The sequence below is a fragment of the Maribacter sp. MJ134 genome, assembly GCF_003970695.1.
In the GTDB taxonomy this organism is placed as follows: Bacteria; Bacteroidota; Bacteroidia; order Flavobacteriales; family Flavobacteriaceae; genus Maribacter.
Genome location: NZ_CP034570.1, coordinates 3519675 through 3545327 on the forward strand (window position 1 = coordinate 3519675; position 25653 = coordinate 3545327).

Here is a 25653-nt window from a genome sequence, read left to right on the forward strand (position 1 = left end):
TTTGGACCCTGACCCCTTACTTTATAGTTTAAATTTTATGGTGATGGACGGTGCCTTTGCACTTAATATTGGAGTCCTTGTACTATTGTTGCTCTGTTCTGCCATGATTTCTGGAGCAGAAGTTGCCCTTTTTGGGCTTTCTCCCACGGAGGTAAACGAAATTCAAGAACAAAAAACGGCAAAAGGGAATATCCTGATCAAACTTCTAGAGCGTCCTAAAAAGCTTTTGGCAACGATATTAATCGCCAATAATGCAATCAATATAGGCGTGGTGTTATTATTCAATGTTATTGGGGACACTCTTTTTTCAAATATAAACTATTCGCTTTTTGGGGTGGTTTCCCTACGTTTTTTGTTAGAGGTGGTGGCGGCCACTTTTCTTATTTTAATGTTTGGAGAGATTTTACCCAAAATCTACGCCAACAGAAACAGGATGGACTTTTCCCACTTTATGGCTTACCCGTTAAAAACCTTAGATTTTTTATTTTCGCCTTTTAGCCTTCCAATGCGAGCAGGAACCATATTTCTGTATAATAAACTTGGAAAGGAAAAATCTAGTTTAAGCGTAGATCATCTATCCCAAGCGTTGGAACTTACCTCGGATGGAGATACCACCAAGGAAGAGCAAAAAATATTACAGGGAATTGTTTCCTTTGGGAATACGGATACCAAGCAGGTAATGCGCCCCCGAATAGATATTTTTTCATTGAACGACCAAATGAAATTTCCGGAGGTCTTGGAAGAGATTAAAAAGAACGGATATTCCAGAATACCAGTTTTTTCGGATAATATAGATAATGTCTTGGGAGTACTTTATGTTAAAGATTTACTTCCTTATTTAGACCGTAAATCCTTTAATTGGACCAGCCTTATTCGCGAGCCTTACTTTGTTCCGGAGAATAAAAAGTTGGATGATCTGCTGTCCGAATTTCAAGAGAAGAAAAACCATTTGGCCGTAGTGGTAGATGAGTATGGTGGAACCTCTGGAATCGTTACCCTAGAGGATATCATCGAAGAAATAGTTGGTGATATAAGCGATGAGTTCGATGATGAGGATTTAATCTTTTCCAAGCTGGACGACTTTAACTACGTCTTCGAAGGAAAAACAGCTTTAAAGGATTTTTATAGGGTTGTTAAACTGGAAGACGAAACACCATTCGAGGAGAATAAGGGAGAATCTGAGACCATTGCGGGTTTTGTTCTAGAAATAGCAGGGAGTTTTCCTAAAAGGGGAGAACAGGTAGTCTTTGAGAATTATAAGTTTGTTGTAGAAAGTCTGGATAAAAAGAGGTTAAAGCAAATTAAAGTTATTTTGCCACATGAAGCGTAGATATGTCATTGCTATAATCACCACAATGTGTGTCATAGGTGCTTGCAAGAATGAACCTATTCCAAAGCCTAAGGCAGAAATACGGTTAGAATATCCCCAAGGACAACCAGCTAGTTTAGAAACCGAAAATTTTAGCTTTCAGTACAACCAGTTGTCAAAAGCGGAGGCGAATAAGGACCAGGCCTTTACCTTAACGTATCCTGACATGAAGGGTGCAATCTTCATCAGTTATAAAAAAGTGACGAACAATATAGACAAGCTCATCATAGATGCTAAGCGTTTAAGCTATGAACACGCTGCCAAAGCAGATAATATCGTAGAACAGCCTTATGTAAATCCGGAAGCCGGGGTTTACGGTGCATTGTTTGAAGTACAGGGAAACGCCGCATCACAGTCTCAATTCTTTGTCACGGATAGTGTAGAACACTTTTTAACCGGTTCTGTGTATTTTTATACAAAACCGAACTACGATTCTATTTTGCCTGCGGCGGCATATCTACAAAACGATATCCGTCGGATTATGGAAACATTACGATGGAAAAAATAAATTCTTCAATCATGCAAAAGCAAGATGTATTGGATTGTCATGAAAGAATAATACCGTACATACATCATACCCCTGTCCTAACTTCAAGATTGATTGATAAAGAAATAGGAACATCGGTTTATTTTAAATGCGAAAATTTTCAAAGGGCCGGAGCGTATAAAATAAGAGGTGCCACGAATGCCATTTTGCAGTTGACCGATGCGCAAAGAAAAAATGGAGTGGTTACCCACTCTTCCGGAAATTTTGCACAAGCGGTTTCATTGGCAGCCAAAAACTTAGATATCAAAGCCCATATTGTAATGCCGTCCTCTGCTCCTGAGGTGAAGAAAATAGGAGTAAAGGAATATGATGGTATTATTTACGAATGCGCTCCTACGCTAGAAGCTAGACAGGCCATGGCCGATAAGATTGGCAAAGATACCGGAGCCTCTTTTTTACACCCATCAAATGATAAAAATGTCATAATCGGGCAAGGGACGGCCGCATTAGAACTCTTAAAGCAAATTCCGGATATCAATGCTATTTTTTGTCCGGTGGGTGGCGGTGGACTCATAGCCGGTTCCGCTATTGCGGCGAAGCATTTTGGAACGAATTGTGCCATATTAGGAGGTGAGCCTTTTGAGGCCGATGATGCTTACCGCTCGCTTAAAAGTGGAAAAATTGAGGGTAATAATAGCGTAAATACCATTGCAGACGGACTCAAAACTACCTTGGGGGACAATAATTTCCCTATTATAAAGGAGCACGTGAAGAAGATAGTCAGGGTTACGGAAGAGGAGATAGTACTAGCTATGCGATTGGTATGGGAGCGCATGAAAATCATCATTGAACCGTCTAGTGCGGTTACCGTCGCTGCTTTAAAACGAGAAGTGTCCGAAAATCCCCAAAAGTATTCAGGGGGAAAAGTAGGCATCGTTATATCTGGCGGAAATGTAGATTTAAACAATTTGCCGTTTTAAATGCTTTAGAGCCTAGTTGGCCAGCAGTTTCTCCGCCTTTTCAATACTAGTATTGATTTGTTCTTTAACTGCTTTTACTTTTTCTTCCTCCTCGTTAAGCCATTTTTGTTTTTCTGGAGTAAGCGCTTTACCCTCTAAGATTTCTTCAGAATCAAATCGGTCTCCAAAACCTTTCATCCAATCCATCATGGATTCATTGGCTCGTTGTAATTCGCGCATTGTTTTTGCTTCTGGCGATTCGGCACCGAGAGAATCTGCCAAGGGCTTTAATTTGCCTACTAAACTTCCAAGTTTTCCCATTTTTGGCATTACTTCATCGTGAATGGCCATCACATGTTCCATCTGTGTAGACTCCTCTTTTCCATTCTTTTTTTCCTCGTTACAGGATAGAAGAAAAGCGACACAGGCGAGTATTAGGAGATATTTTTTCATCTTATTTATTCTTTTATGGTGATGGAATTTATAGTGTAAACATAAGTTTTAACCTTGGTGCTGGTAATAACACTTTCTAATTCCGCGATAGATACCACTTTAGGGTTAAACTTAACAAGGGCCTCTTTTTTCTCATAACTAACCTCTGCAGCAATGACCCCAGAGGTGTTTTGTAAATTCAGGCCTATTTTATCCGCGCATCCTTTCTGGCAGGCCATACCGTCAATACGAACTATAGCAGTGCTGATCATTTGGCCGTTCTCAATGTTCGTGTCTTTCTCTACTACGTCTTGTCCTAATATGGAATTGGACATGATGACAAATAAAATAAGAGATAAGAATAGCTTCATAGTATAGAAATCCTTTGAGAACAATTTATCTTTTTTCAGGTTAGGATATTAAGACTGCCTCCCGACAAGATTGTAAAGATACCAAATATTGAAAACGTCCTAAGAAGTCGGTTAATAAAAAAGCTTTCTTTTTTACTCACTAAAAAACCTCATTTTTGCAGTAAAATTGCGAGACTTGAAAATTAGAAACCGAAAGTGGCTTTATCTTATAGTATTGTCCCTTATTTGGGGAACTTCCTATATACTCATTAAAAAGGGTTTGGTGGGTTTTACTCCACTTCAATTAGGTGCCTTACGGATTATTATTTCTGGATGTCTTTTATTGATTATAGGATATGGTTCTTTAAAAACTATTCGAAAGAAGGACTGGAAATGGTTAGCACTATCCGGTTTTATAGGGAGCTTTTTCCCCATGTTTCTCTTTGCGTTTGCTGAAACCGAAATAGATAGTAGTGTAACCGCAGTTTTGAATTCTTTAGTGCCATTATTTACTTTGTTCGTTGGGCTTTTCGCATTTGGGATATCGTTTAGCAGAAATCAGTTCATTGGGGTTTTAATCGGCTTACTGGGGGCTAGTTTGCTTGTGTTGTTTGGGAGTAGTATAAATCCGGACCAAAATTATTGGTATGCAGGTTTCGTGCTCATAGCCACTATTTGTTATGCCTGCAATGCTAATATTATAAAGAGTAAATTACATGAGGTCAGCCCCATGGGAATTGCTGTCGGAAATTTTGTCTGTATCCTTATTCCCGGTTTTGTGCTATTGCCTTTTTCTGGAGCACTGGATAATGAAGTTCTAGACGGGAGCTTTTTCTGGAGTTCGTTGGGCTACATCGTTATTCTATGTGTTATAAGTACCTGTATTGCCAAGGTTATCTTCAATAGGTTAATTCAGATTTCTTCTCCCATATTTTCCGTATCGGTTACCTACCTTATCCCTATTGTAGGAATTTTTTGGGGAATAGTAGATGGTGAAACTTTCAGCATAAAGCAACTGGGAGCTTCATTATTAATCTTGGTCGGAGTGTATTTGGTAAATAAAAAACGAATGAAAACTGCATAATTTTAAATAAGGTGTAACAAAATAAGTTTCATGCAGTCTTTAAGGGGAAGTCCAATCAAAAACAAAAATAAATCATCTTAAGAAAACGAACAGTCATGAAAAAATCAAATGTAATATTTATAGCACTTTTTTGCTTAGCCTTAGGAGCTTTTGCTCAAACCAAAACGGTAAAAGTAGACGCCTTTGAAAAAGTTATTATAAGTCCCCATATAGAGGTAGAATTGGTACGGGGTTCAGAGGAATCCGTTCGTATTGAAAATGCTAAGGTTGCTTTGGATAAGATTAATATCAAGGTAGAAGGAAATACGCTCCGGGTATATCTGGACGGGGCTAAAACAGTGACCAAATCCGAACGTGTTTCAACCGACCAATGGAAAGGAAAAAAATCTATTTATAATGGTACTATGGCAACTGCGAAGATTACGTACAAGACCTTAAAGAACTTGTCTATTAGAGGAGAGGAAGTTGTTAAAGTAAAGGGCGTTATGGAGCAAGAAGATTTAAAGTTATCCATTTATGGGGAGTCGAAGGTTTATTTTAACCATCTTAATTTAGAGGAATTAACCGTTGCCATCTACGGAGAAAGTTACTTGGAGATAGCAGAAGGAGAGGTAAAGAGACAAGTGTTCAGGGCGTATGGCGAGAGCGAGGTAAATGCAATTGAAATGGGAAATAGCGAGACAAAAATAACTGCTTATGGCGAGAGTAATTTTCGTGTAAACGTTTCCGATAGGTTAAAGGTAACTTGTTATGGAGAAACAACGATAAATTATACCGGAGATGCCGATGTTGATAAGGGAATAGTGATCGGAGAGGTAGAAATTAGAAAGATTGGATAGTGTTTATTACCCATGTTTATAAAAAAACCCGCTCATTTGAGCGGGTTTTTTTTGGTTCTGTAAACTACCTCGGGGCAACCCCGCGAGGCATTCAAAGGAAAATCACATTTAATTTCAACGCAAGCGCCCGAGCATATAAATCTCGATCATCGAGTAAATGGTTGTTCTATTCGAAATCCGCTGGGGACACGCCGTCGTTCACTTTTATCTCGGTTACTATGAATTCTATGTTCTGTGGTCCCATGCTCTGCGTAATTTTATAAGGAAACAGAATGCCTGATACTTCCTTATAGTCATCGAACATTAAAGTCTGCTTTACTTGCTGACCTTGCATTTCGGCTATGGTAACTTCTTGCAACTTTAAACCGGTTTCTGCGTCGTAATAAACAGTTTTAGTGTCGTTAACTTTTATTTTGTAAGCTTTTTTGTCACCTACGGTTTCCATACCGTCTAGAGCTATGCCCCCTACTGCCAAATAATTGAGCTCCGGGAACGTTGCTGATTCCGCTTTGACTTTTTCAATTTCTTCGGGAGACAAATCTTTACGTTGTCCTTGACCAACAGCGTATCCTTTATCGCCATCCAAAACTTGCTTGCTTACGGAATTACCCATCATTTTTACGTCTTGCATAAACTGGTCTTTGGAAGTTTTTTTCATTTCCATTTCCAGTTTCATACCCTGCATTTCGGCAGCTGCGCTCATTGCATAGGATTCAACACTCTCCAGTTTTGATTTCCCCCCTATGGCATCAACATATTTTTCAATGATGGCTGTAGCTGTTAATCCTTCTGGCATTTCAGCATTGTAATCTGGTTTTGCAGTTTTCTTCCCTGTTTTATCATAATAAAGAACAGGTATTTTTTTTCCGTTTACGCTGACTTTTTCAAGGTTCTCCAAAACTTCACTTCCTTTTCCCGCTACCACTACCCTGGCGTTACTGGTACTAAAGTATTTTTTTGCCGCGTTTTGAACGTCTTCAATGCTTATGTCGTCTATACGTTCCAAATAAGTCTTGTAAAAATCCTTAGGCAGTCCTTCCTTTTCAATATTCAGTGCGTAGTTGGCAATGGTTTGGGGCTGTTCCAAGGCCAAAACAAACCTTCCGGTGTACTTGGCCTTTGTATTGGCCAATTCCTTTTCCGTAACGGGCTCATTAACTATTTGGTCAATTTCTTTGAGGATTTCCACTACGGAACTATCGGTAACCACGTTCCTTACACTAGCTGTGGCACGAAACCTAGAAACTTCATACTTATCATTGCCTATTGCCGAGTAAGAACCATATGTATAGCCTTTATCCTCTCTTAAGTTTAGAAACAGGCGTCCTTCTCCGCCGCCACCAAGAATTTGATTAGCGACCAATGCAGGTAAATAATCATCATCTTTCATTTTCAGCTCTACCAAATTTTGAACCGCTATTTCGGATTGTACCGCGTTGGGCATGTCCACAAAATTTATTTGGGTGTACTGTGCATCATTGGGTTGCGAAAAACTTAAGGATGGTGGTACGGCCTTTGTCCATGAGGTAAAATTTTCCTCTGTTAATTCCTTTACCTGGTCAAAGGTTACGTCTCCAATAACTACGAGGTAGGCATTTGCAGGCACAAAGTACTTACGATAGAACTGAAGCACATCGGTCAACTTTACATTGTTAACGGTTTCCTCCGTAGTAAATTCCCCGTAAGGATGGTCTTTGCCGTAAGCTAATGCCCTTTGAACCCTTCCTGCAATCGCAGAAACATCCTTTTCCTCGGCTTTTAATCCGGTAATCAATTTTGCTTTTTCCTTTTCAAATTCCTCTTGCGTAAAGTTGGGATTAATGGCGGCATCTGCCATAAGCTCCATCATTCTAGGGAAATACTTGGATAACGAACTGGCAAAGGCACTTTGCGAACCAAAACTTAAACGCGCCCCTAAAAAATCTATTTCTTCATTGAAGTCGTCCTTGCTAATGTTCTTTGAACCCAGACCGAGAAGACTGCCTGTTAAGCTAGATACCCCTGCCTTGTCTCCTTCTAGGATAGGTGGGTTGTCAATGGTGAGTTGTATGGATACCCTTGGTAACTTATGGTTTTCAACAACCATTACTTTAAGGCCGTTACTTAGTTCAAAACTTTCTGGTTCTGCTAAATTAATTTCTGGGGCAGGACCAGGTTTCGGCATTATGGACCGATCTACTTGTGCTTGCACTCCAAATGTGGCCAAAGCCGCGATAAATAATATATATAGTTTTCTCATTACAATTTTAGTTTGCAGGTTTTTCTTCAGGTAAATAATCTATAAGAACACGCTGATTGGTATTCAGGTGTTTTTTCGCTACTTCCATGATTTCTTGGCGAGTTATAGAACGGTAAATTTCTATCTCTTTATTGATGAGTTCGGTATCACCATAAAGCACATGATATCTAGCAAGGGAATTGGCAATTCCTTCAACGCTAGAATTTGAATTTACGAATTGGTTTTCAAACTTATTTTGAAGTTTCTGATAATCGTTTTCAGAGATAAGTTCTGTTCTAACTTTAGCGATTTCCTCTTCCATTTCCGCCACTAAAGTTTCCAATGAAGTTTCACCTACAGGAAGGGCAAAAACCAAATACATACTATAATCCTCTTGTGGAATATTAAAAGCGCCTACTTGTAAAGCTTGCTTTTGCTCATCTACCATCTTCTTGTAAAGCTTTGAACTTTTTCCATCGCTTAAATAGGTAGATATCATATCAAGAACATAAGCATCGCGTTCAGCAAATCCTGGTGTTCTATAAGCAATACCTGCCGCAGGGATTTGAATATTGGCGTCGTAAGCTTTTACTCTAACCTCTTCCGTAATAGGGTCTTCCTTAGGGAAATTTCTAACGATATCGGCACCTCTTGGGATTGGTGCAAAATAGTCGTTGATAATTTTTTTAGTTTCTGCGATATCAATATCACCTGCAACAACTAAAGCAGCGTTGTTGGGAACATAGTACTTCTTGTTATAGGCAACAACATCTTCTAACGTAGCGGCATCCAAGTCTTTCATATACCCAATATTAGGGTCCTTGTAGGGGTGCTTTTTGAAGAGGTTTGCCCCAAGTACTGGTAATAATTGACCGTAGGGCGAGTTGTCGTAACGAAGTCTTTTCTCTTCTTTAACAACTTCTTGCTGGGTATCGATACCCTTCTGGTCAATGATAGGATGTAACATGCGTTCGGCTTCCATCCAAAGGCCTAGTTTTAAGTTATTGGAGGGAAAAACTTCATAGTAGTAAGTTCTGTCCTGAGAGGTGTTCGCATTGTTCTTACCTCCGTTGGATGAAACAATTTCAAACCATTTACCTTTCTCTATGTTTTCTGTTCCTTCGAACAATAAGTGTTCAAAAAAATGGGCGAATCCGGTTCTGCCTTCTGTTCTATCCTTACCTCCCACATGATACATGACGGCAGTTGTTACTACCGGAGCACTATTATCTTTATGAAGTATTACATGTAGGCCGTTGTCCAATTCGTACTCTTCGTACTTTACCTCTTGGGCAATGCTTACTACACAGGAAAATAAAATGGCCGAGGCCATGAGTAGTTTGTTTTTCATTTTGTCTAGTGTTTAATTTTCATACTTCACATAAGTATGAAGTTTGTTTTAATTGTTACACGAATTTAAGGTTTTGTGGGATGATTAATTAAAGAAGCTTTTTCATTTAACAAGAAATTAGATACTTTTTATCTGCTTATTTATTAACTTACTGTAAAGTGACTAACAAAAATCTTAGACTATGAAAAATTACGCGCTTCCCATTAGATTTGGTATCGCCGCTTCCGGATGTTTAATTGCCTATTTCTTAATACTTTCTCTTTTGGGGGTTCATACCAACGTTTTTTACAGCCTTTTTAACGCTGTGGTAACGGGATTCGCTATTTATGAAGCGATTAAATATTACAAATTGAAAAAGGGAGCTTCTTTTAGTTACGGAAATGGATTTATGGCAGGGTTGATAACAGGGGGTGTGGCGACACTTATTTTTACCTTGTTCTTTGCACTGTATGCTACCGAGTTGAATCCTGGTTTTCTAGAAGAACTTTCTACCAAATGGGCCAAGGAATACGAGAGCTTTGAAGCCATTGTTTTCTTGGTCGTTGCCGTAATGGGCTTTAGTACCACTTTAGTATTAACACTGTCATTTATGCAGCTTTTCAAATCTTCTAATAATTTAGAGTCTAAAAGCGCGTAAATTCTAACAAAAAGCCTTGTAGATTAATCAATAAGAAGTATATTTGCAGCCGCCTTTGGAAAAAATCCAATAGGTTTTAATTATACATTTTTAACAATATGTACGCAATTGTAGAGATGGCAGGGCAGCAATTTAAAGTTGCAAAAGACCAAAAAGTGTACGTTCACCGTTTGCAAACAGAAGAAGGGAAAAAGGTAACTTTTGACAATGTTCTTCTTTTAGATGACGGTAAGAACGTAACCATTGGCGCCCCGGCTATAGACGGAGCCGCTGTTGAGGCCAAAGTCATTAAGCACCTAAGAGGTGACAAGGTAATTGTCTTTCACAAGAAAAGACGTAAAGGTTACAGAAAGAAAAACGGACACCGACAGTCATTGACTGAAATCGTAATAGAAAGTATTGTTGCGAAAGGTGCAAAGAATGTAAAATCAGAGCCCAAAAAGGCCGCTCCTAAAAAAGAGGCTGCGCCAAAAGCAGTAGCCCCTAAGAAAGAGGCTGCTCCCAAAAAAGCCGCTACGCCAAAAGCAACTAAAGCTAAGGCGGACGATTTGAAGAAGGTTGAAGGTATTGGACCCAAAATAGCTGAGACGTTAATTGCTGCAGGTATTTCAACATTCGCTGAATTGGCAAAAGCAAAACCGGCTAAAATCTCAGAAATTATAGCAGATGTTCGTGGCAATCATGTAACGGATACATGGCCTGCACAAGCTAAATTAGCTGCTGAAGGTAAATGGGACGAGCTGAAGAAATGGCAAGATGAATTAGACGGCGGTAAGGCATAATTGTCCACTGCTTAAGTATAACTTATATCCCGACAAAGAGCGGGAACTTAAAACCGTAACAAAATGGCACATAAAAAAGGTGTAGGTAGTTCTAAAAACGGTAGGGAATCGGAATCGAAACGCTTAGGTGTTAAGATATTTGGTGGCCAAGCTGCCATCGCTGGTAACATTATCGTTAGACAGCGAGGAACAAGACATAATCCTGGTGAAAACGTATATGCCGGGAAAGACCATACATTACACGCGCGTGTAGATGGTATGGTAAAATTTGAAAAGAAAGCAGGAGGTAAATCCTTTGTTTCTATTGAGCCTTTCGAAGCTTAATAGTCCACTTCTTAAAAATTAAGACCTTCACTATATAGTGGGGGTTTTTAATTTTATTGCGGTTACAATAATTTCTCTCCAAGCTCCAACCAAGAATCGGCTCTTTCTAAACCTTCTGTATTAACATTATGAGGTGAGGTAAAAAGGATTCCCCTACCATCAAAATTCTTAAGGTTGTAACTACGGTCATCTATTAGGACATCTCCTTTTAAAATGTGTTTGTGGCCACATAGTATTCTGTTCTGCCAGGGTATAAAAGGAAAATGCTCATCTAACCAGTCGCTTTTCTCCTCCAGTGAATTGGGGAACTGCATTGCCGCAGATGCGATGTATACATCATGTACCTTAGAAATTCTTAGAAGTACTTCTTGGCTTTGTTCAATTACTTTTAAGTCCCTGAAGAAACCTCTCCTGGCCGCATGCTTGCGAACACTTTCTTGATGGGCTTCCGGAACCATTTTCCATACTTCGGTTCCCGAACATTTTTCTGAAGTTAGGCTTCCATTAAATTCAGTATTATAAATTTCTATATGTGCCCCGTAGGTGTCTGCTAGCACCTCATCCATATCTACAAATACAACCATTTCCTATTATTTAGTACGAAGAACGGTAAAACCTTGAAAAATTAGAAGAGATTGCACAAAAGATAAATTTAAATTAAAGTGCCAAGCTTATTGGGGTACTACCACTGCTGATTTTTAAAACCATTAATCTTGGCAAATTTGATGGTTTCTCCTAAATAGTCGTTGAGATTATAAGTTGGCATGGGCAATATTTGTTGCAGTAATGTGGTGTCCCATTCACAAGGTTCGGAGGTGAGGTATGGCGTTAAGTGCACGCCTATGGTGTCGTAATAAAACTGTTCTAGTTTAGACTCAAAACCAGAGGTGGTGTTTACTAAATTCTGTGTAATGCTAAAATTGTCAAAAGCTACCGTCTCTAAGATTTTTGTAATTCCCTTAGTGATATGTGTTGTTTTAGAATGTACGATGTTCAGTTGGTCTATAGCGGTATCTAAAACGGCCACGATAACTTTGGCCGCATAATCCGTTGGAATTATATTCAAACCACTTTCCGAGTGCGCGGTAATACGAACGGTATCCGCAGAGGTGTTTCTATGAAAGAACTTAGCGAAAAGATAAAACACCATATATTTAGAAATAAAGAAATTTGGCGTATCCATAATATTGCCCCCAAGTACACTCGGTCTTAAAATTTGAACAGGAATGTCTGCCGCCGCTCCTGCTTGGGTCAAGTACTTCTCTGATGCGTATTTTGAGGCCTCGTAATGGTTTCTATGTGCTGTAGGAGCGGTCTGCAGATAGTCGTTCTTTAGCAATCCCCCCACATTTCCTGCGGAGAAAGCGGTACTTATATAAATGAACTTGTCTATATACTTGGCATAGGCCTCAAAGATGGATTTTGTAAAGTCGTAATTCTCTCTAAAAATCTCATCTTTCGCATCAGGCGAGGTAGATAGGTTAACAAATCCAGCGGAATGTATGAAATGGGTAATTCGCTCTTCGTTTAAAAAACGTTCAGGATATAGCATATCCTTTGCGGACACTACCGTGATTTTAGCCCGTATAGCAGTAAGGTTGTTCTTAATGAATTTAGGAGCAAAATCACTTTGTAGCATTTTGCGAATACGTTCTTTAGAAGAAACCGATTTTTTATCTCTAACGGGCAAGTATATGTTTTGAATGCTGGTGAACTTCTCCTCCAATAAGGAAAACAAAATTTGGGAGCCTAAAGTTCCCGTGGCACCGGTAAGTAAAATTTGCATAGCAAGTCCGTTGAGCCTGTAAATATCGCACTAAATAAAGAAACCCTTACGTCCTTTTCAAGAAAAGGCGTAAGGGTTGTACAATTTTTATGGCATTAGCTATGCGAGCGTAAGGCTTAGTATCTGTAATACTCGGGTTTAAAGGGTCCCTCAACGGTTACCCCAATATAATCTGCTTGGTCTTTCTTTAGTTCCGTAAGTTCCGCTCCCAAACGCGACAGGTGTAATTTCGCTACTTTTTCATCCAAATGTTTTGGCAGCATGTACACATCGTTTTCATACTTGTCCTTATGGTTCCACAATTCTATTTGTGCCAAAGTTTGGTTAGTAAAGGAGTTACTCATTACAAAACTAGGGTGCCCCGTCGCACAGCCTAGATTTACCAATCGGCCTTCGGCCAAAATAATAATATCCTTACCATTAATAGTGTACTTATCTACTTGTGGTTTTATTTCATCTTTGGTATTGCCATGATTGTTGTTCAACCACGCCATATCAATTTCATTGTCAAAATGACCAATATTACAAACGATGGCCTTGTCCTTTAAGGCTTCGAAATGCTCAGCTCTGATAATATCTTTGTTTCCCGTAGTGGTAATTACGATGTCTGCATTGCCGATAACGGTTTCCAGCTTTTTTACTTCAAAACCGTCCATACATGCTTGCAGCGCACAAATAGGGTCAATTTCTGTTACGGTAACAATAGAACCAGCTCCTTTAAAAGATGCCGCGGTACCTTTACCAACGTCTCCATATCCTGCAACGACCACTTTTTTACCCGCTAACATGGTGTCCGTAGCTCTGCGAATGGCATCTACCGCACTTTCACGACAGCCATACTTATTGTCGAACTTAGATTTGGTTACAGAATCATTTACATTGATTGCAGGCATAGGTAATGTGCCATTTTTTACACGCTCATATAAGCGGTGTACACCAGTAGTTGTCTCTTCGGAAAGTCCGTTGATTCCAGAAGCAAGTTCTGGATATCTATCGAGCACCATGTTGGTAAGATCACCTCCGTCATCCAAAATCATATTTAAGGGCTTGCGGTCTTCCCCAAAAAATAAGGTCTGTTCTATACACCAATCAAACTCTTCCTCGTTCATTCCTTTCCAAGCATAGACCGGTACGCCTGCTTCTGCAATGGCAGCGGCAGCCTGGTCCTGTGTAGAGAAGATATTGCAAGAACTCCATGTAACTTCCGCACCTAGGGCTACCAAAGTTTCAATAAGGACCGCCGTTTGTATGGTCATATGCAGGCAACCTGCTATACGTGCACCCTTCAAGGGTTGCTCGTCCTTATATTCTTCCCGTAATGCCATTAATCCCGGCATCTCAGCTTCTGCTAAATCAATTTCTTTTCTTCCCCATCCGGCTAGACTAATATCCTTTACTTTATAAGGTACAAATGGAATAGTTTTGGTGCTCATATCTTTTTTTCTTTTTACTTTCGTTTGTAAGCGTATAGCTTTTTTATTGCGCTGCAAAGGTACGAAATAGACAAAGAATCCCATGCCGCTTTACAAAACTATAACAGTAAATAAGGATACTTCCATTGCCATTTGGAAGGTTGAAGAATCAGAAGAATATTTGTCTAAGGGTATCTTCTTGAGTCAAAATTGCCAACTTCGTTATGACGGTATGAAATCTGAAATGCACCGAAGAGCGTTTTTGAGCATTCGTCATCTCTTGGTCTTGTACAATTACGTGGACAAAGATTTAATTTATAATGAAGCGGGCAAACCTCATTTAAAAGATGGCAAATACATCTCAATAACCCATTCCCATAATTTTACGGGCATCATTATTAGTAGTAGTGATGAAGTGGGTATTGATATTGAAATGCAACGTGATAAGATATTAAGGATAGCACATAAATTCACTCCGTTTGAAGAATATAGGACTTTGGCCAATACTGCGGCCATAGTTAGAAAGTTGACCATAGTGTGGGGGGCAAAGGAATCGCTTTATAAAATCTACGGACAACAAGGAATCAGTTTTTTACATCATATAAACGTCTCCGATTTCTCTTTTTCGGACGAGAGCACCAGCGCAGAAATATTATATAAGGGAGACCGATCGCAATACAATATTAATTTTTTAGAGTTTGAAGGGTTTACTTGTGTATATGCGCTGCGAGAGGTATAAGACCTCACTATAATTTATACAACGAAAAACGAAAAACGAAAAACGAACAACCATGAATATATCCGTAGAGCTTACATTCTCACCCTTGCAGGATGATTTCGAAGAACACATTATCAACTTTATTAAAAAACTAAGGAATTCTGGCTTAACCGTCCTTGAGAATCCGCTGAGCACCCAGGTTTATGGCGAATACGATGCTGTAATGAAGGTTTTACATCAGGAAATAAAAATAGCCTTTGAACTTATGGATAAAGGCTTATTGTACATGAAGTTGGTAAAATCTGACAGAAGCGATTATGAGCCTCTTTTTTGATTGGATTTTTGCCCAGTATCAAGATACACCATCACATCTAATCGTATTGGAGATGATCGGGGTATTTTTTGGCTTTCTAAGCGTATGGTATTCCAAACAAGAAAATATCCTTGTATTCCCTACAGGGATTATAAGTACGGGAATATTCGTTTATATTCTTCTGGTATTCGGTTTATTGGGAGATATGTTGATTAACGCTTACTACTTTTCCATGAGTGTATTTGGCTGGTACGTTTGGACAAGGAAAGTGGATGACAGTCATTTTACACCCGTTACAAGAACTACGCTGCAAGAAAAAAAATGGTCGGTTGCCCTCTTTGTATCCACGATCCTATTTGTTTGTGTTATCTATTGGATTTTTGATAAGTTCAATAACTGGACGGCATACGTAGACACCTTTACGACCGCTATCTTTTTTGTAGGGATGTGGCTCATGGCCAAGAAGAAGTTAGAAAACTGGATATATTGGATAATTGGAGATATCATATCTGTTCCTCTGTATTTGTACAAAGGACTTATATTTACATCGCTCCAGTTCTTTTTATTTACCATTATTGCTATTTACGGTTATCTCGCATGGAAGAAAAGTATAAACAACAACCTTCAGACCTCTTAAAAGTTGTCCTTTTCGGGCCGGAATCAACAGGAAAAACGACCCTTTCGGAGCAGTTGGCCAGACATTATAATACAGTCTGGGTGCCAGAGTACGCACGGGAGTACTTACAGCGAAAATGGAACAATGAGCGGAAGACCTGTGAACCGCATGATTTGTTGCCCATTGCTGCTGGGCAAATGCGATTGGAAAATAGTCTGACCAAAAAAGCTACAGAAATTCTGATATGCGATACAGATTTATTGGAGACCAAAGTATATTCGGAGGCCTATTATATTGGTAATTGTGACCCTATTCTTGAAAAACATGCCTTGCGGAACAAATATGACCTGTATTTTTTAACCTACATAGATATTCCCTGGGAGGCAGATGATTTACGGGATAAACCTGAGGAGCGAGAAGAAATGTTTTCTTATTTTAAAAATACATTAGAGAAATACGGGCGTAATTTTATTATATTAAAGGGAAATAAAAAGGAGCGTTTAAAAACGGCCATAGCACACATAGATAAATTATTAGAGAAATGATGGAATTTACGGAGAAAGATAAGGAACAGTTAAAGTCTAAAGGGATATCCGAAACGAAGGTAAGCGCACAGATTGAAACATTTAAGGAAGGAATCCCCTTCGTTAATTTACAACGCGCCGCGGTAGTCGGTGATGGTATTTATAGGTTTACCAAAGAAGAGGAAGAAGATTTGGTTCGTAGTTACGAAACTAATGCCAAGAACCTTTCCATATTAAAATTTGTTCCGGCTTCCGGTGCCGCCTCCCGTATGTTCAAAGCCTTATTCAATTTTCTGGATGCTTACGATCCAACGGAAGAAACCTTTGACGCATACTTAGAGCGATCCAATGATAAGGACCTTAAGGTATTTGCTGAAGGGATTAAAAACTTTCCTTTTTACCAAAAAGTCAAGGATAGGCTTAATCAAGAAAGTGCTACCAAAGGTGAAGAGGTATATGCATTCGTTTCTGAAATGATGGGAGAAGATGCACTTAATTACGGTTTTTATCCAAAGGGGTTACTGCCTTTTCATCAATATGACAACAATACGGCAACGCCTTTTGAAGAGCATTTAAAAGAGGGCGCACTCTATGGCGCCTCCAAGGGCAATGCCAAACTTCATTTTACCATTTCTGAACAGCATGAGGAAATGTTCAAGGAAGAGTTTTCGCAAGTCGGGACTAGGGTTTCGGAAGCTACGGGAACGGCATTTACTGTGGGTTACTCATTCCAAAAATCGGCCACCGATACTATTGCCGTAGATATGAACAACAAGCCATTTAGGAACAATGACGGCTCTGTTTTGTTTAGACCTGGAGGTCATGGCGCTTTGATTGAAAACTTAAACGAGCAAGATGAGGATATTATCTTCATCAAGAACATAGATAATGTAGCGGTGATGCGCGATGCGGATGCCGTGGCCCAAAGCAAAAAGATATTGGCGGGAGTATTACTAAATGCACAGAAAAAGGCGTTTGATTATATGAGATTAATACAAGGTGATGGTGTTGATGAGAACCAAAGTGCTGAAATAAAACAATTTTTAGAGTCCAAGCTTAATGCTAGATTCGCTGGCGATTATGATCGTCTTACAAAGGAAGAACAATTAAAAGCTCTTCAAGAAAAGTTGCAACGCCCCATTAGGGTCTGTGGTATGGTAAAGAATGAAGGTGAGCCCGGAGGTGGTCCGTTTTGGATAACGAATGCACAGGGAGAATTATCGCTTCAAATTATAGAATCGGCCCAAATAGATATGGACGACCAAAAACAGGTTGCTATCTTAAAGAATTCCACCCATTTTAACCCTGTAGATTTGGTTTGCGGGGTACGTAATCAGAAAGGGGAGAAACTGGACCTTTTAAAATTCGTAGATCACAAACAAGGCTTTATAACAAGTAAAACTAAAGATGGTAAGGAGTTAAAGGCCTTAGAGCTGCCTGGTCTATGGAATGGAGCCATGGCATACTGGAACACTATTTTTGTAGAGGTACCTTTGGTCACCTTCAATCCGGTAAAAACGGTAAACGACTTATTAAAGCCCTCACATCAAGGTTAATTAACTTTATTTCTTGAACAACAGAAGTGTGTATGCGTTACACACTTCTGTTATTTCTAGACAGTTTTACCCATCCTTTTTAAATAGCTTTAGTTTGTAAAAATCTAATTTTCAAATAGTTATATCTATATATTTTTCTTGGTATAATTTTCCTAGCATACCAAGAAAGAATGTTTAATTTAAAATATAGATAAAATGAAAAAGTTAGTTTATGTCATCGCAATCGTATTGGGAGGAATAGTTGTAAATGCCGCAGAGGCACCAAAAGTTCAGGATATGCTCATGGAAGAATTTATTATTCAAGATTTCACGGAGATTGCTACCTCCGACCTTCCGCAGGCAGTGATTGATGCTTTGACTACAGATTTTCCTAGTGCTACTTTAAACAAGGCCTACGTTAATAGCGAGGGACAGTATAAATTAGAAATCGCTAAAGAAGACGGTAGTACAGCAGCCTTATATGCAGATGCAGAAGGCAACTGGTTAGAAATGTAATTGTTCTCTATAGTTTGTTAGTTTAGTTAAAAGCTGCTTCGGCAGCTTTTTTAATTTTCCGATAGTTAAAAAAATATAAAAGTTGGGTATGTAAACATCTGTAAGCCGCTAGCGTCCGTAAATAGGGTAGATTACAATAATCATATTAAAATTATAGAATGAAAAGATACGCGATACTAGCACTTGTTGCCATTGGAACGATTTTTAATGCAGGAGCCAAGGATATTATAAATTTAGGGGATGATTATTCTTACGTTGTTATCACAGATGACTTCAAAAAAGTAAGCTCAAAAGAACTAACTCCTCCTGTAGTTGAAGAATTATTGAAACAGTACCCTACTTCTAAACTCGGAGCCGTTTACAAAAATTCCAAAGGAGAATTTAAGCTTATTATGGTTTTAAAGAGCGGCACTAGAAGAACCGTTTATATAGATTCCTACGGTAATTGGTTCAAAAAGAAGTAAATACGCTAAAAAAATATGAAAAAAGCTGCCTTACGCAGCTTTTTTTTTGGCGAAAAGTGACTTCGTGAATATAAGCGTGTCTTATAAGATGTAGAACAAAAGAAAAAGAAAAATGGTAACGATGGTGTTTGCAGCGGTAGGAACAGTGGTCTGTGTAACTTCTTTGTGTGTTATAGCAAGAATCTGTTGGGAAAAAGAATAATAAAAATATAAATGGAAGACATATCAAAATCACTTTTATTGGGAATCTTTACCATCTGTTTTTGGGTGGGGTCTTCCATAGTTTTAAATGAAGACAATAAAATAACTACCGTTACAGATGAAGTAGTTGCGGAAAGAATAGAACATATAGATGAAACCTTTGTGGAAACACTAACCATTGACTATGAAGGTGCCACCAATTAAAACATCCCCCCGACATTGAGTTGAAGCAGGATTTTTTTGAAGAATTAACCTGCAGATGTTTAAATAATGAGTTTAGAAGTTCGGTTTTTTTGGTTGGTTGTGAAGGGAGTCGCTTATGCGGCTCCTTTCTTTTTTGAGTAAAAGTTATACAGAAGGTTTCAAATGGAAACAGTTTTACCCAATTAAGATTCGCTCACTTTCAAGTAAATAACTGACTGTTAATGCCTTAAAATATATTCGACTTATGGCATTATTATTTCTTTTATAAAATTGAAATAGAATAGAAGTAAAACTTAAAAAAAAAGAAACATGAAGAAGTCGTTTTTAATAGGATTGTTCGCAATGGCCAGTATTTCAGTAATGGCACAGAATGCTCAGGAAGTGAAAGTATCAGCTGAGGCAGAAAATATTGAAATTATAAATCAGGATTTCTCAGAAATTGATGTTACTGAATTACCTACGGCGGTGACTGAAGCAGTAAGCAAAAATTACCCTATATCTACCATAAACAAAGCCTACGTTAATGAGAGTAAACAATATAAGTTAGAAGTTTCTTTGGAGGATGGTACTTCGGGTACCTTGTATGCGGACGAGTATGGGAATTGGTTGGATATGTAAATCGTAAAACTTGTTTGTATCAAGTTGGTTTGGTCAGAAAGAGGTAGCCTTGTGCTACCTTTTTCTATTTTCTGAAGTGGGCACAAAACATTGTGAAACGTAACTAATGCACATAGTTAACACTATTTCTGAAAAAATGTCATTAGGCCCGGTTTTGTAAATGTCAGACTGGCATTTTATTTTGCATTTTTTTAATACTCTTTTCATAGAATTCTTAAATTATTTTAAAGGATAGCTGTCACTGGTGGGCAATAACTATTTTGGCATTTAATTTGTTTTTAAAAAGAAAGAATATTTGAATTATTGTTTAACCTAAAATTTATTGTAGTTATGAGTAATCTAACAACGACAAGAAATGGAAGTAAGGCAAATGGAAATTCGAATAGCCTTACTTTACCCACATGGTCTTCATGGATCGATGAAGTGTTCAATAGGGACTTACCCTCAGTTTTTACATCAAATTTTAATACTGGCCTAACCATGCCTAAGGTAAATATCAGGGAAACTGCAGATGCTTACTTTGTAGATATGGCCGTGCCAGGTCTAAAAAAAATCTGATTTTCATATTGAGCTAGACAACCAATTATTATCTATTTCTACGGAGATGGAAGAGAGCGATGGAAATCAAGAGGTGAGTTATACACGTAGAGAGTTTGGATATGCTTCTTTTAAACGTTCTTTCTCATTGCCGGAAACGGTAAGTGATGACAAAATTAAAGCAGAATATACAGACGGCGTGTTGAGCATTCACCTTCCCAAAAAGGAGGAGGCAAAACAGAAGCCTGCGAGAAGTATTAAAATCTCTTAGTTAAATTGAAGGAGGTCTGCACCGCTGACCTCCTTTTGCTATTTCCACTTTTTTTAATTGATGCCCTTTCCATTATTATAAAGACAGGAAAATATGAGGATGTTAAACCTAAAACTTTAGAAGATGAAAAAGTTTGTTATAACGTTGTTTGTAGCACTTATGACTATAGGGTGCAATAGCCAAGAAAGCAACAAGAAAGAACTGAAAAAGAAAGAGAAAATTGGGATGGAAGAACCAGAAGGTAACTGGGAGGTGAATAAGGAATTTGACGAGGAGGGAAATATGATACGTTATGATTCCATTTATTCTTGGTCCTCCGGTAATGATTTAGATGAGTTAGCAACTTTTAATCGCGACAGCACTTTAAAGTCCTTGCAATCTCGTTTCTATAGAAATTTTTCACAATTCGATTTTGACAAGGAAGGTTACGGAAAACTATTTACGGAAGACTCTCTATTTACAAAACGCTTTTTTAACAATGATTTTTTTGAGAACGATTTTGGCAGGGATTTTATGAATCTAGACCAAATGCATGAGCGAATGATGGCTGTTCAAAGACAATTCCTAGAACGTTACCAACCTTTGGTGAGGCCAGAATCGAAGAAAGATTCTCTACGTCAATAAGGGTTAGCTAAAATGCGTTAGCACAATAATTTGCCTTTTTGTTCAAATAAGATTTTGATAGTAATTAATTGGTGATAAAGTAATTTTTACAATGAAAATATTTTTTTTGCAGATACTCAAATTCAAATTTATGTTTATGTTATTTTTCCTGTGTAACACATCGTTTTCACATGGGCAAACCTTATATGCGCTGAAGATAGATAGGAATATACGTAAAGAAGCCACAGAAATTACGGCTGAATATCAACCGCGTTTGGTAATGGGGGTAGATCAAACATTGGAATTTAAATCTACCGTTGCAAAATATTTGGTTAAAAAACAGGCTGTGAAATCAGATAACAGCCTATCTGCCAAAGCAAAGTATAATCTACTAAAGCGGTTGTCAAGTCAGGAATCTTCTGATATGGCCGATGTTCTAGAATCCTATCGTTTACAGGAGTACCTAAGGATTAAACTAAAAATTCAACCCATACCTAAACCAAGGGCATACAAAGAAAACTTAATTGCACAGGATAATGGAGGTATTAATTGATAGTGAGGCGCTAGACTAATTTTTACACTGCTCTTAATAGGCTGTTTTTTGAAAGAGAGGTAGCTGTTTTCTGCTTTTTTTACGTAGATATAGGGAACACATACGATTGCCCCATGCCCAAAATCTTAATTATTGAAGATGATATCTCCTTCGCACAAATGCTCCAGAAGTTCCTAACAAGAAAAAATTTTCAGGTACATGTCAGTCACACAGGTCTAGATGGCGAGGAAAGATTAAAGAACCACCCTTACGATGTAGTCCTTGCAGACTTAAGACTTCCAGCATATGATGGGTTGCAGCTTTTCTCTCAAATAAGGGGGAAAACCCAAGTTATAGTAATGACAGGCTATGCGGAGGTAACTACCGCAGTACATGCGATGAGGAAGGGGGCTTTCGATTATATTGCCAAACCCTTTGCACCAGATCAGCTTCTTAATAGTATTGACAAGGCATTAAAGATGTCTGAATCCGAGGATAAGGAGAAGCACATGCATAATGAACAATCATCCCCAAAACAGGGATCATCCTCAATCTTAAAAACAGGTTCTTCAAAAGGGAAGCTAAAGTTTATAAGTGATGCAGCCCAAGAGCTGAATAACTATATTTCTTTGGTGGCTCCAACCGATATGTCGGTTTTAATAGTAGGAGAAAGCGGAACGGGGAAGGAGGTTTCTGCAAAGGCTATTCATGCAAATAGTAAAAGAAAAGATAAAGCTTTTATTGCGTTAGATTGCGGCGCTATACCTAAGGAGTTGGCAGCCAGTGAATTTTTTGGTCATCTAAAAGGTAGTTTTACGGGTGCTATTTCAGATAAGATAGGAAGTTTTGAAGCGGCCAATGGAGGAACTCTTTTTTTGGATGAAGTAGGGAATTTATCCTATGAAAATCAGATACAGCTTTTAAGGGCGTTACAGGAACGTAAAATAAAACGCATTGGGAGCAACAAGGAGATCAAGGTAGACGTACGGGTAATTTCCGCAACCAATGAAGATTTACAAAAGGGTGTTGCAAAAGGCACTTTTCGAGACGATTTGTACCATAGATTAAATGAGTTTTCTTTTCGTATTCCTGCATTAACAGAAAGGGAAGGAGACTTACCCGTCTTTGCCAATCATTTTTTAGAAGTATCCAACCTGGAACTGAATAAGCATATCTTGGGATTTTCTGAAGAAGCTTGGGATATTTTTAGAAACTATAATTGGCCGGGAAATATTAGAGAGCTTCAAAATGTCATAAAACGGGCCGTATTACTTTCTCAAGGGGAGAGAATAGAACCAAATGTTTTGCCCCAAGAATTGAGCAAGGGGTTAGAAAACGATGCGAATAGGGACCTGTCCAAGGAAGAATTTGAAAAAGAACAAATATTAAAAGCTCTAAAACGTACTAATTATAATAAGTCCAAAGCGGCTAAGATGCTTAGGATAACCAGAAAAACTCTATATAATAGAATTAGCCATTATAAACTGGAGATTTAGTCATGTCATTCTCTAGGGTTTCCAGTAGTTTATCTAGGAACCTATGCAGCTTATCAAAATCGATTTTTATATTTTTCCAGTTATCATAATCTAAGGGAATCTCCTCTAATACTTCTAAAATTGGAATGGCCTCTGTAATTTGAAGTTGACGAAACATGGGCAACATTCTATGGGCTGCTGAGCTAAGGGTTGTCGCACTTTTGTTTAAAAATGCGATTTTTAAGGATTTCTGATTTTCAATGGTGTCTTTTCGGAACGTTTCCAAAAGTTGCTGAATGGCCATACCATCATCCCCGAGAAAGGATTCTAGCAAACCTGTATGATAAAGACCATTTCCCTTAAGACTTGCTGAAACTCCATGGTGAACCATCTTGTCAACTAGGTTCAAAATTCCCAGCTCCTGCAAAAGTTCCGATTTAGAGAAAGGTTTTCTTAACACCGTAAGGAATCCTTTGGAGGTGAAAACTTCTTTTTTCAAATCTTTCCTCCCTGTCATAGCTAGGATGGGCTGATTTTTATAATGGTCATACTTTCCTTCGGGCAATTGCTTTACAATATCAAAACCGGAGACCTTAGGCATTTCAATATCGGTCAATACCAGGTCATAGGCTAGGTCGGCATCTGCCATGGGAACAAGGTTAAAATCGCTATAGAGTATTGGCGTAATGTTCTCGCTACGTAACATTTCCCCTAATAGATGAAGAAAGGCCGTATCGTCATCTATAATAAGTATTCGCAATGGTTTTTGAAGGGCAATAGGTGGTGCCTTGGTTACATTTTTTTGTTCTTCCTGTCCAAAAACGAGCGGAAACTTTAGGGTGAAAACACTACCTTTTCCTACTTCACTTTCTAGTGTTAGAGAACCTCCTAAAAGTTGGGTTAGTTTTTTGGCTATGGACAGACCTAGACCATAACCATGGTAATTTTTGCCTCTATGGTCCGGTGCTTGCTCAAATTCGTTGAAAATAACCTCTTGTTGTTCTTTTGAAATACCGACCCCGGTGTCGGAAATGGAAATTTGAACCAGATTGGGTTCTAGAGTGTCGATGATATTTGCTTTTACCAAAATTTCTCCGACCAAGGTAAATTTAAAGGCATTACCGATAAGGTTTGCGATAATCTGTCGTATTCTAACCGGGTCGTTGACAATAGGTCGTTCTAGGGTATTCTCAATCTTTAGAGTCAAGGAAATGTCTTCGTTGGCATGGGCCGTTGCGATATGCTGAGCTGTTTCGGTCAATAGGTCAGCAAGGTTGAAGTCAATTTTTTCGGGCTTCATTTTTTCCGCATCCAATTGCGAAAAATCCAACAGGTCATTGACCAGGTTGGTCATATAGCCTGTTGCCGATTTTATGTTACTAATATAGTTCTGCTGTTGTTGTGAAATTTTTGAATCTTCCAATAGTGTCGTGTAACCTGAAATAGTGTTGAGAGGAGTGCGGACATCATGACTCACAGTGCGGATTAAACGTTCCCTGCTTTTCAGTAAGACGTCCGTGAATTTTTTTTCCTTTTCTAATTTTTTACGGTAAAGATTGGCCTTCCAAAAATCTCTATTGAGAATAAAAATAAAAACCACCACAACTAAAAACCCTAGGAGGGCTGCACCGCTTGCTAACCGAATACTCCTTTTAAGGGCGGTTTCCTTTTTGATTGTATCGTTGATGCTATTTACCAAAATTTCCTTTTCAAAGGAAGCTAGAATATAGCCTAACTGTTGCGAGAGTTCCAAATTGGTTCTGTTGATAGTGCGTTCTTGCTTGGTCAAAGCTTGGAGGTTAAGCATGTTCTCTTCTTTCACCTCTCGCAACAAAGACCTTGAAACGTTTAAGACACTATCGGCTCGTCTTGCTTTATCCTCGTTGGATTCATCGGTTGGGATATTGCTGTTTAGGTAGTGGGCTACTTTTTCGATGGCTTCTTGAGCTTTAGGAGATAATTCTTCCAGATTTGGAGCTAAACCCTCAGCAGTGATAACGCCTAGGTTGGCTTCCATTTGTTCAAATTGTTCCAAGGCCATATCAATAGCTGCGCTGGTCTGGTCTTGGGTCTTAAGCTTTCTAAGTACGTTTGTGTTAAGCACCTTTTGCTCCAATAATAGCTGTAGGCTGTCCAATAGCATCAATTGTTGTTCTTGGGTGCTCAACCCTCTAAGTTCATCAATGTCTTTGTATAGGGTCTCAATATGTTGTTTATAGGTATTGAAATCGCTCTTTTTTCGAGTTTGAAGTGCCAGTTCAGATAGGCTTTCCGCTTCGTATAATTGTGATACGAACGTATTTGTCTTAAGCAGTTTAACATCGTTTTCCGTGGTAGATTCTGTAGCGAGGTAATCACTAATTTCAGAGTACACGTAAGAAGAAGCGATAACGGCAAGTATCACCAGCAGCAAATAACTGATTATAATTTTTTGAGTAAGCTTAGTGCTGAATCCGCTCATATATACTATGTACGTTTTATGAGGCCCGCTAAGCC

General features: G+C 38.6%; 30 protein-coding genes. 22 read left to right on the top strand and 8 right to left on the bottom strand.

Translation table 11 applies throughout. The features are described 5' to 3' along the window. Nucleotide 1: 1 nt before the first annotated feature. From EJ994_RS15190 to EJ994_RS15200, 3 genes are read left to right on the top strand one after another with little or no spacing between them, the layout of a single operon-like run. A complete protein-coding gene (locus EJ994_RS15190) occupies nt 2-1330 on the top strand; it encodes a gliding motility-associated protein GldE (RefSeq protein ID WP_410504159.1) in 1329 nt (442 codons plus the stop codon). Continuing rightward, nucleotides 1320-1877 carry a gliding motility lipoprotein GldD gene (gene gldD, locus EJ994_RS15195; RefSeq protein ID WP_126593260.1) on the top strand — a complete coding sequence of 186 codons (558 nt, stop codon included), beginning with the start codon at nt 1320-1322 and terminating at the stop codon, nt 1875-1877. Before EJ994_RS15190 ends, gldD begins: the two co-directional genes overlap by 11 nt. Nucleotides 1878-1888: 11 nt before the next feature. Continuing rightward, the gene (locus tag EJ994_RS15200) at nt 1889-2836 is read left to right on the top strand and encodes a pyridoxal-phosphate dependent enzyme (RefSeq protein WP_126593261.1); all 948 of its coding nucleotides are present in this window, start codon (nt 1889-1891) and stop codon (nt 2834-2836) included. A gap of 12 nt (nt 2837-2848) precedes the next feature. Here EJ994_RS15200 and EJ994_RS15205 read toward each other — a convergent pair whose 3' ends face one another. Together EJ994_RS15205 and EJ994_RS15210 are read right to left on the bottom strand one after the other, a co-directional pair. Further along, nucleotides 2849-3268, bottom strand: coding sequence for a hypothetical protein (locus EJ994_RS15205; RefSeq protein WP_126593262.1), 420 nt, complete (start codon nt 3266-3268; stop codon nt 2849-2851). A gap of 5 nt (nt 3269-3273) precedes the next feature. After that, nucleotides 3274-3582 carry a heavy-metal-associated domain-containing protein gene (locus tag EJ994_RS15210; RefSeq protein ID WP_164721483.1) on the bottom strand — a complete coding sequence of 103 codons (309 nt, stop codon included), beginning with the start codon at nt 3580-3582 and terminating at the stop codon, nt 3274-3276. 211 nt (nt 3583-3793) lie between these two features. Between EJ994_RS15210 and EJ994_RS15215 the strand changes: the two genes are divergently transcribed. Together EJ994_RS15215 and EJ994_RS15220 are read left to right on the top strand one after the other, a co-directional pair. Then, nucleotides 3794-4681 carry a DMT family transporter gene (locus tag EJ994_RS15215; protein ID WP_126593264.1) on the top strand — a complete coding sequence of 296 codons (888 nt, stop codon included), beginning with the start codon at nt 3794-3796 and terminating at the stop codon, nt 4679-4681. A 95-nt stretch (nt 4682-4776) separates the two neighbouring features. Beyond that, nucleotides 4777-5520 (top strand): head GIN domain-containing protein, encoded by a 744-nt coding sequence (locus EJ994_RS15220; protein WP_126593265.1) that lies wholly within the window; start codon nt 4777-4779, stop codon nt 5518-5520. 166 nt (nt 5521-5686) lie between these two features. On the opposite strand, the gene EJ994_RS15225 is transcribed toward EJ994_RS15220, so the two are convergent. Both EJ994_RS15225 and EJ994_RS15230 read right to left on the bottom strand, forming a co-directional pair. Next, nucleotides 5687-7759 carry a M16 family metallopeptidase gene (locus EJ994_RS15225; protein WP_126593266.1) on the bottom strand — a complete coding sequence of 691 codons (2073 nt, stop codon included), beginning with the start codon at nt 7757-7759 and terminating at the stop codon, nt 5687-5689. A 7-nt stretch (nt 7760-7766) separates the two neighbouring features. Then, the gene (locus tag EJ994_RS15230; RefSeq protein ID WP_126593267.1) at nt 7767-9089 is read right to left on the bottom strand and encodes a M16 family metallopeptidase; all 1323 of its coding nucleotides are present in this window, start codon (nt 9087-9089) and stop codon (nt 7767-7769) included. 181 nt (nt 9090-9270) lie between these two features. On the opposite strand from EJ994_RS15230, the gene EJ994_RS15235 reads away from it, so the two are divergent. From EJ994_RS15235 to rpmA, 3 genes are all read left to right on the top strand, one after another. Further along, nucleotides 9271-9726 (top strand): DUF4199 domain-containing protein, encoded by a 456-nt coding sequence (locus EJ994_RS15235; RefSeq protein WP_126593268.1) that lies wholly within the window; start codon nt 9271-9273, stop codon nt 9724-9726. Between the two features lie 98 nt (nt 9727-9824). Beyond that, nucleotides 9825-10508, top strand: a complete 684-nt coding sequence (gene rplU / locus EJ994_RS15240; protein WP_126593269.1) for a 50S ribosomal protein L21 — start codon at nt 9825-9827, stop codon at nt 10506-10508. Nucleotides 10509-10571: 63 nt separating this feature from the next. Next, nucleotides 10572-10832 (top strand): 50S ribosomal protein L27, encoded by a 261-nt coding sequence (rpmA, locus tag EJ994_RS15245; protein WP_099572434.1) that lies wholly within the window; start codon nt 10572-10574, stop codon nt 10830-10832. A gap of 62 nt (nt 10833-10894) precedes the next feature. On the opposite strand, the gene EJ994_RS15250 is transcribed toward rpmA, so the two are convergent. The 3 genes from EJ994_RS15250 to ahcY all read right to left on the bottom strand — a co-directional run bounded on the left by EJ994_RS15250 (nt 10895) and on the right by ahcY (nt 14051). After that, entirely contained in the window at nt 10895-11416 is a 522-nt protein-coding gene (locus EJ994_RS15250) for a 5' nucleotidase, NT5C type (RefSeq protein ID WP_126593270.1), read from the bottom strand. A 98-nt stretch (nt 11417-11514) separates the two neighbouring features. Continuing rightward, on the bottom strand, nt 11515-12618 hold the full coding sequence (locus EJ994_RS15255; protein ID WP_126593271.1) for an SDR family oxidoreductase: 1104 nt from the start codon (nt 12616-12618) through the stop codon (nt 11515-11517). A 116-nt stretch (nt 12619-12734) separates the two neighbouring features. Next, complete coding sequence (gene ahcY, locus EJ994_RS15260; RefSeq protein ID WP_099572468.1) at nt 12735-14051, bottom strand: adenosylhomocysteinase; 1317 nt, start codon at nt 14049-14051, stop codon at nt 12735-12737. A gap of 82 nt (nt 14052-14133) precedes the next feature. Between ahcY and EJ994_RS15265 the strand changes: the two genes are divergently transcribed. The 14 genes from EJ994_RS15265 (at nt 14134) to EJ994_RS15325 (ending at nt 23178) form a co-directional block, all read left to right on the top strand. Then, entirely contained in the window at nt 14134-14769 is a 636-nt protein-coding gene (locus EJ994_RS15265; protein WP_126593272.1) for a 4'-phosphopantetheinyl transferase family protein, read from the top strand. A gap of 52 nt (nt 14770-14821) precedes the next feature. After that, nucleotides 14822-15082: a thiamine-binding protein gene (locus tag EJ994_RS15270; protein WP_126593273.1), complete on the top strand. Its 261-nt coding sequence runs from the start codon at nt 14822-14824 to the stop codon at nt 15080-15082. Beyond that, a complete protein-coding gene (pnuC, locus tag EJ994_RS15275) occupies nt 15066-15698 on the top strand; it encodes a nicotinamide riboside transporter PnuC (protein ID WP_126593274.1) in 633 nt (210 codons plus the stop codon). Before EJ994_RS15270 ends, pnuC begins: the two co-directional genes overlap by 17 nt. Further along, complete coding sequence (locus tag EJ994_RS15280; protein ID WP_126593275.1) at nt 15659-16222, top strand: AAA family ATPase; 564 nt, start codon at nt 15659-15661, stop codon at nt 16220-16222. The genes pnuC and EJ994_RS15280 overlap by 40 nt, the downstream gene beginning before the upstream one ends. Continuing rightward, nucleotides 16219-17757 carry a DUF4301 family protein gene (locus tag EJ994_RS15285; RefSeq protein WP_126593276.1) on the top strand — a complete coding sequence of 513 codons (1539 nt, stop codon included), beginning with the start codon at nt 16219-16221 and terminating at the stop codon, nt 17755-17757. Before EJ994_RS15280 ends, EJ994_RS15285 begins: the two co-directional genes overlap by 4 nt. 195 nt (nt 17758-17952) lie before the next feature. After that, entirely contained in the window at nt 17953-18252 is a 300-nt protein-coding gene (locus EJ994_RS15290; protein WP_126593277.1) for a hypothetical protein, read from the top strand. Between the two features lie 158 nt (nt 18253-18410). After that, entirely contained in the window at nt 18411-18716 is a 306-nt protein-coding gene (locus EJ994_RS15295; protein ID WP_126593278.1) for a hypothetical protein, read from the top strand. A gap of 213 nt (nt 18717-18929) precedes the next feature. Next, on the top strand, nt 18930-19121 hold the full coding sequence (locus tag EJ994_RS15300) for a hypothetical protein (protein WP_126593279.1): 192 nt from the start codon (nt 18930-18932) through the stop codon (nt 19119-19121). Nucleotides 19122-19430: 309 nt separating this feature from the next. Further along, entirely contained in the window at nt 19431-19739 is a 309-nt protein-coding gene (locus tag EJ994_RS15305) for a hypothetical protein (RefSeq protein ID WP_126593280.1), read from the top strand. A 330-nt stretch (nt 19740-20069) separates the two neighbouring features. Next, the gene (locus EJ994_RS17755; RefSeq protein ID WP_317128089.1) at nt 20070-20297 is read left to right on the top strand and encodes a hypothetical protein; all 228 of its coding nucleotides are present in this window, start codon (nt 20070-20072) and stop codon (nt 20295-20297) included. Between the two features lie 46 nt (nt 20298-20343). Further along, nucleotides 20344-20547, top strand: a complete 204-nt coding sequence (locus tag EJ994_RS17760) for an Hsp20/alpha crystallin family protein (protein ID WP_317128090.1) — start codon at nt 20344-20346, stop codon at nt 20545-20547. Nucleotides 20548-20670: 123 nt separating this feature from the next. Beyond that, nucleotides 20671-21171 (top strand): hypothetical protein, encoded by a 501-nt coding sequence (locus EJ994_RS15315; protein WP_126593281.1) that lies wholly within the window; start codon nt 20671-20673, stop codon nt 21169-21171. Nucleotides 21172-21307: 136 nt separating this feature from the next. Further along, nucleotides 21308-21703, top strand: a complete 396-nt coding sequence (locus EJ994_RS15320) for a hypothetical protein (RefSeq protein ID WP_126593282.1) — start codon at nt 21308-21310, stop codon at nt 21701-21703. A gap of 113 nt (nt 21704-21816) precedes the next feature. Then, complete coding sequence (locus EJ994_RS15325) at nt 21817-23178, top strand: sigma-54-dependent transcriptional regulator (RefSeq protein WP_126593283.1); 1362 nt, start codon at nt 21817-21819, stop codon at nt 23176-23178. Here the strand turns inward: EJ994_RS15325 and EJ994_RS15330 are convergent. After that, on the bottom strand, nt 23153-25618 hold the full coding sequence (locus EJ994_RS15330) for an ATP-binding protein (RefSeq protein WP_126593284.1): 2466 nt from the start codon (nt 25616-25618) through the stop codon (nt 23153-23155). The genes EJ994_RS15325 and EJ994_RS15330 overlap by 26 nt on opposite strands. Nucleotides 25619-25653: the final 35 nt, after the last annotated feature.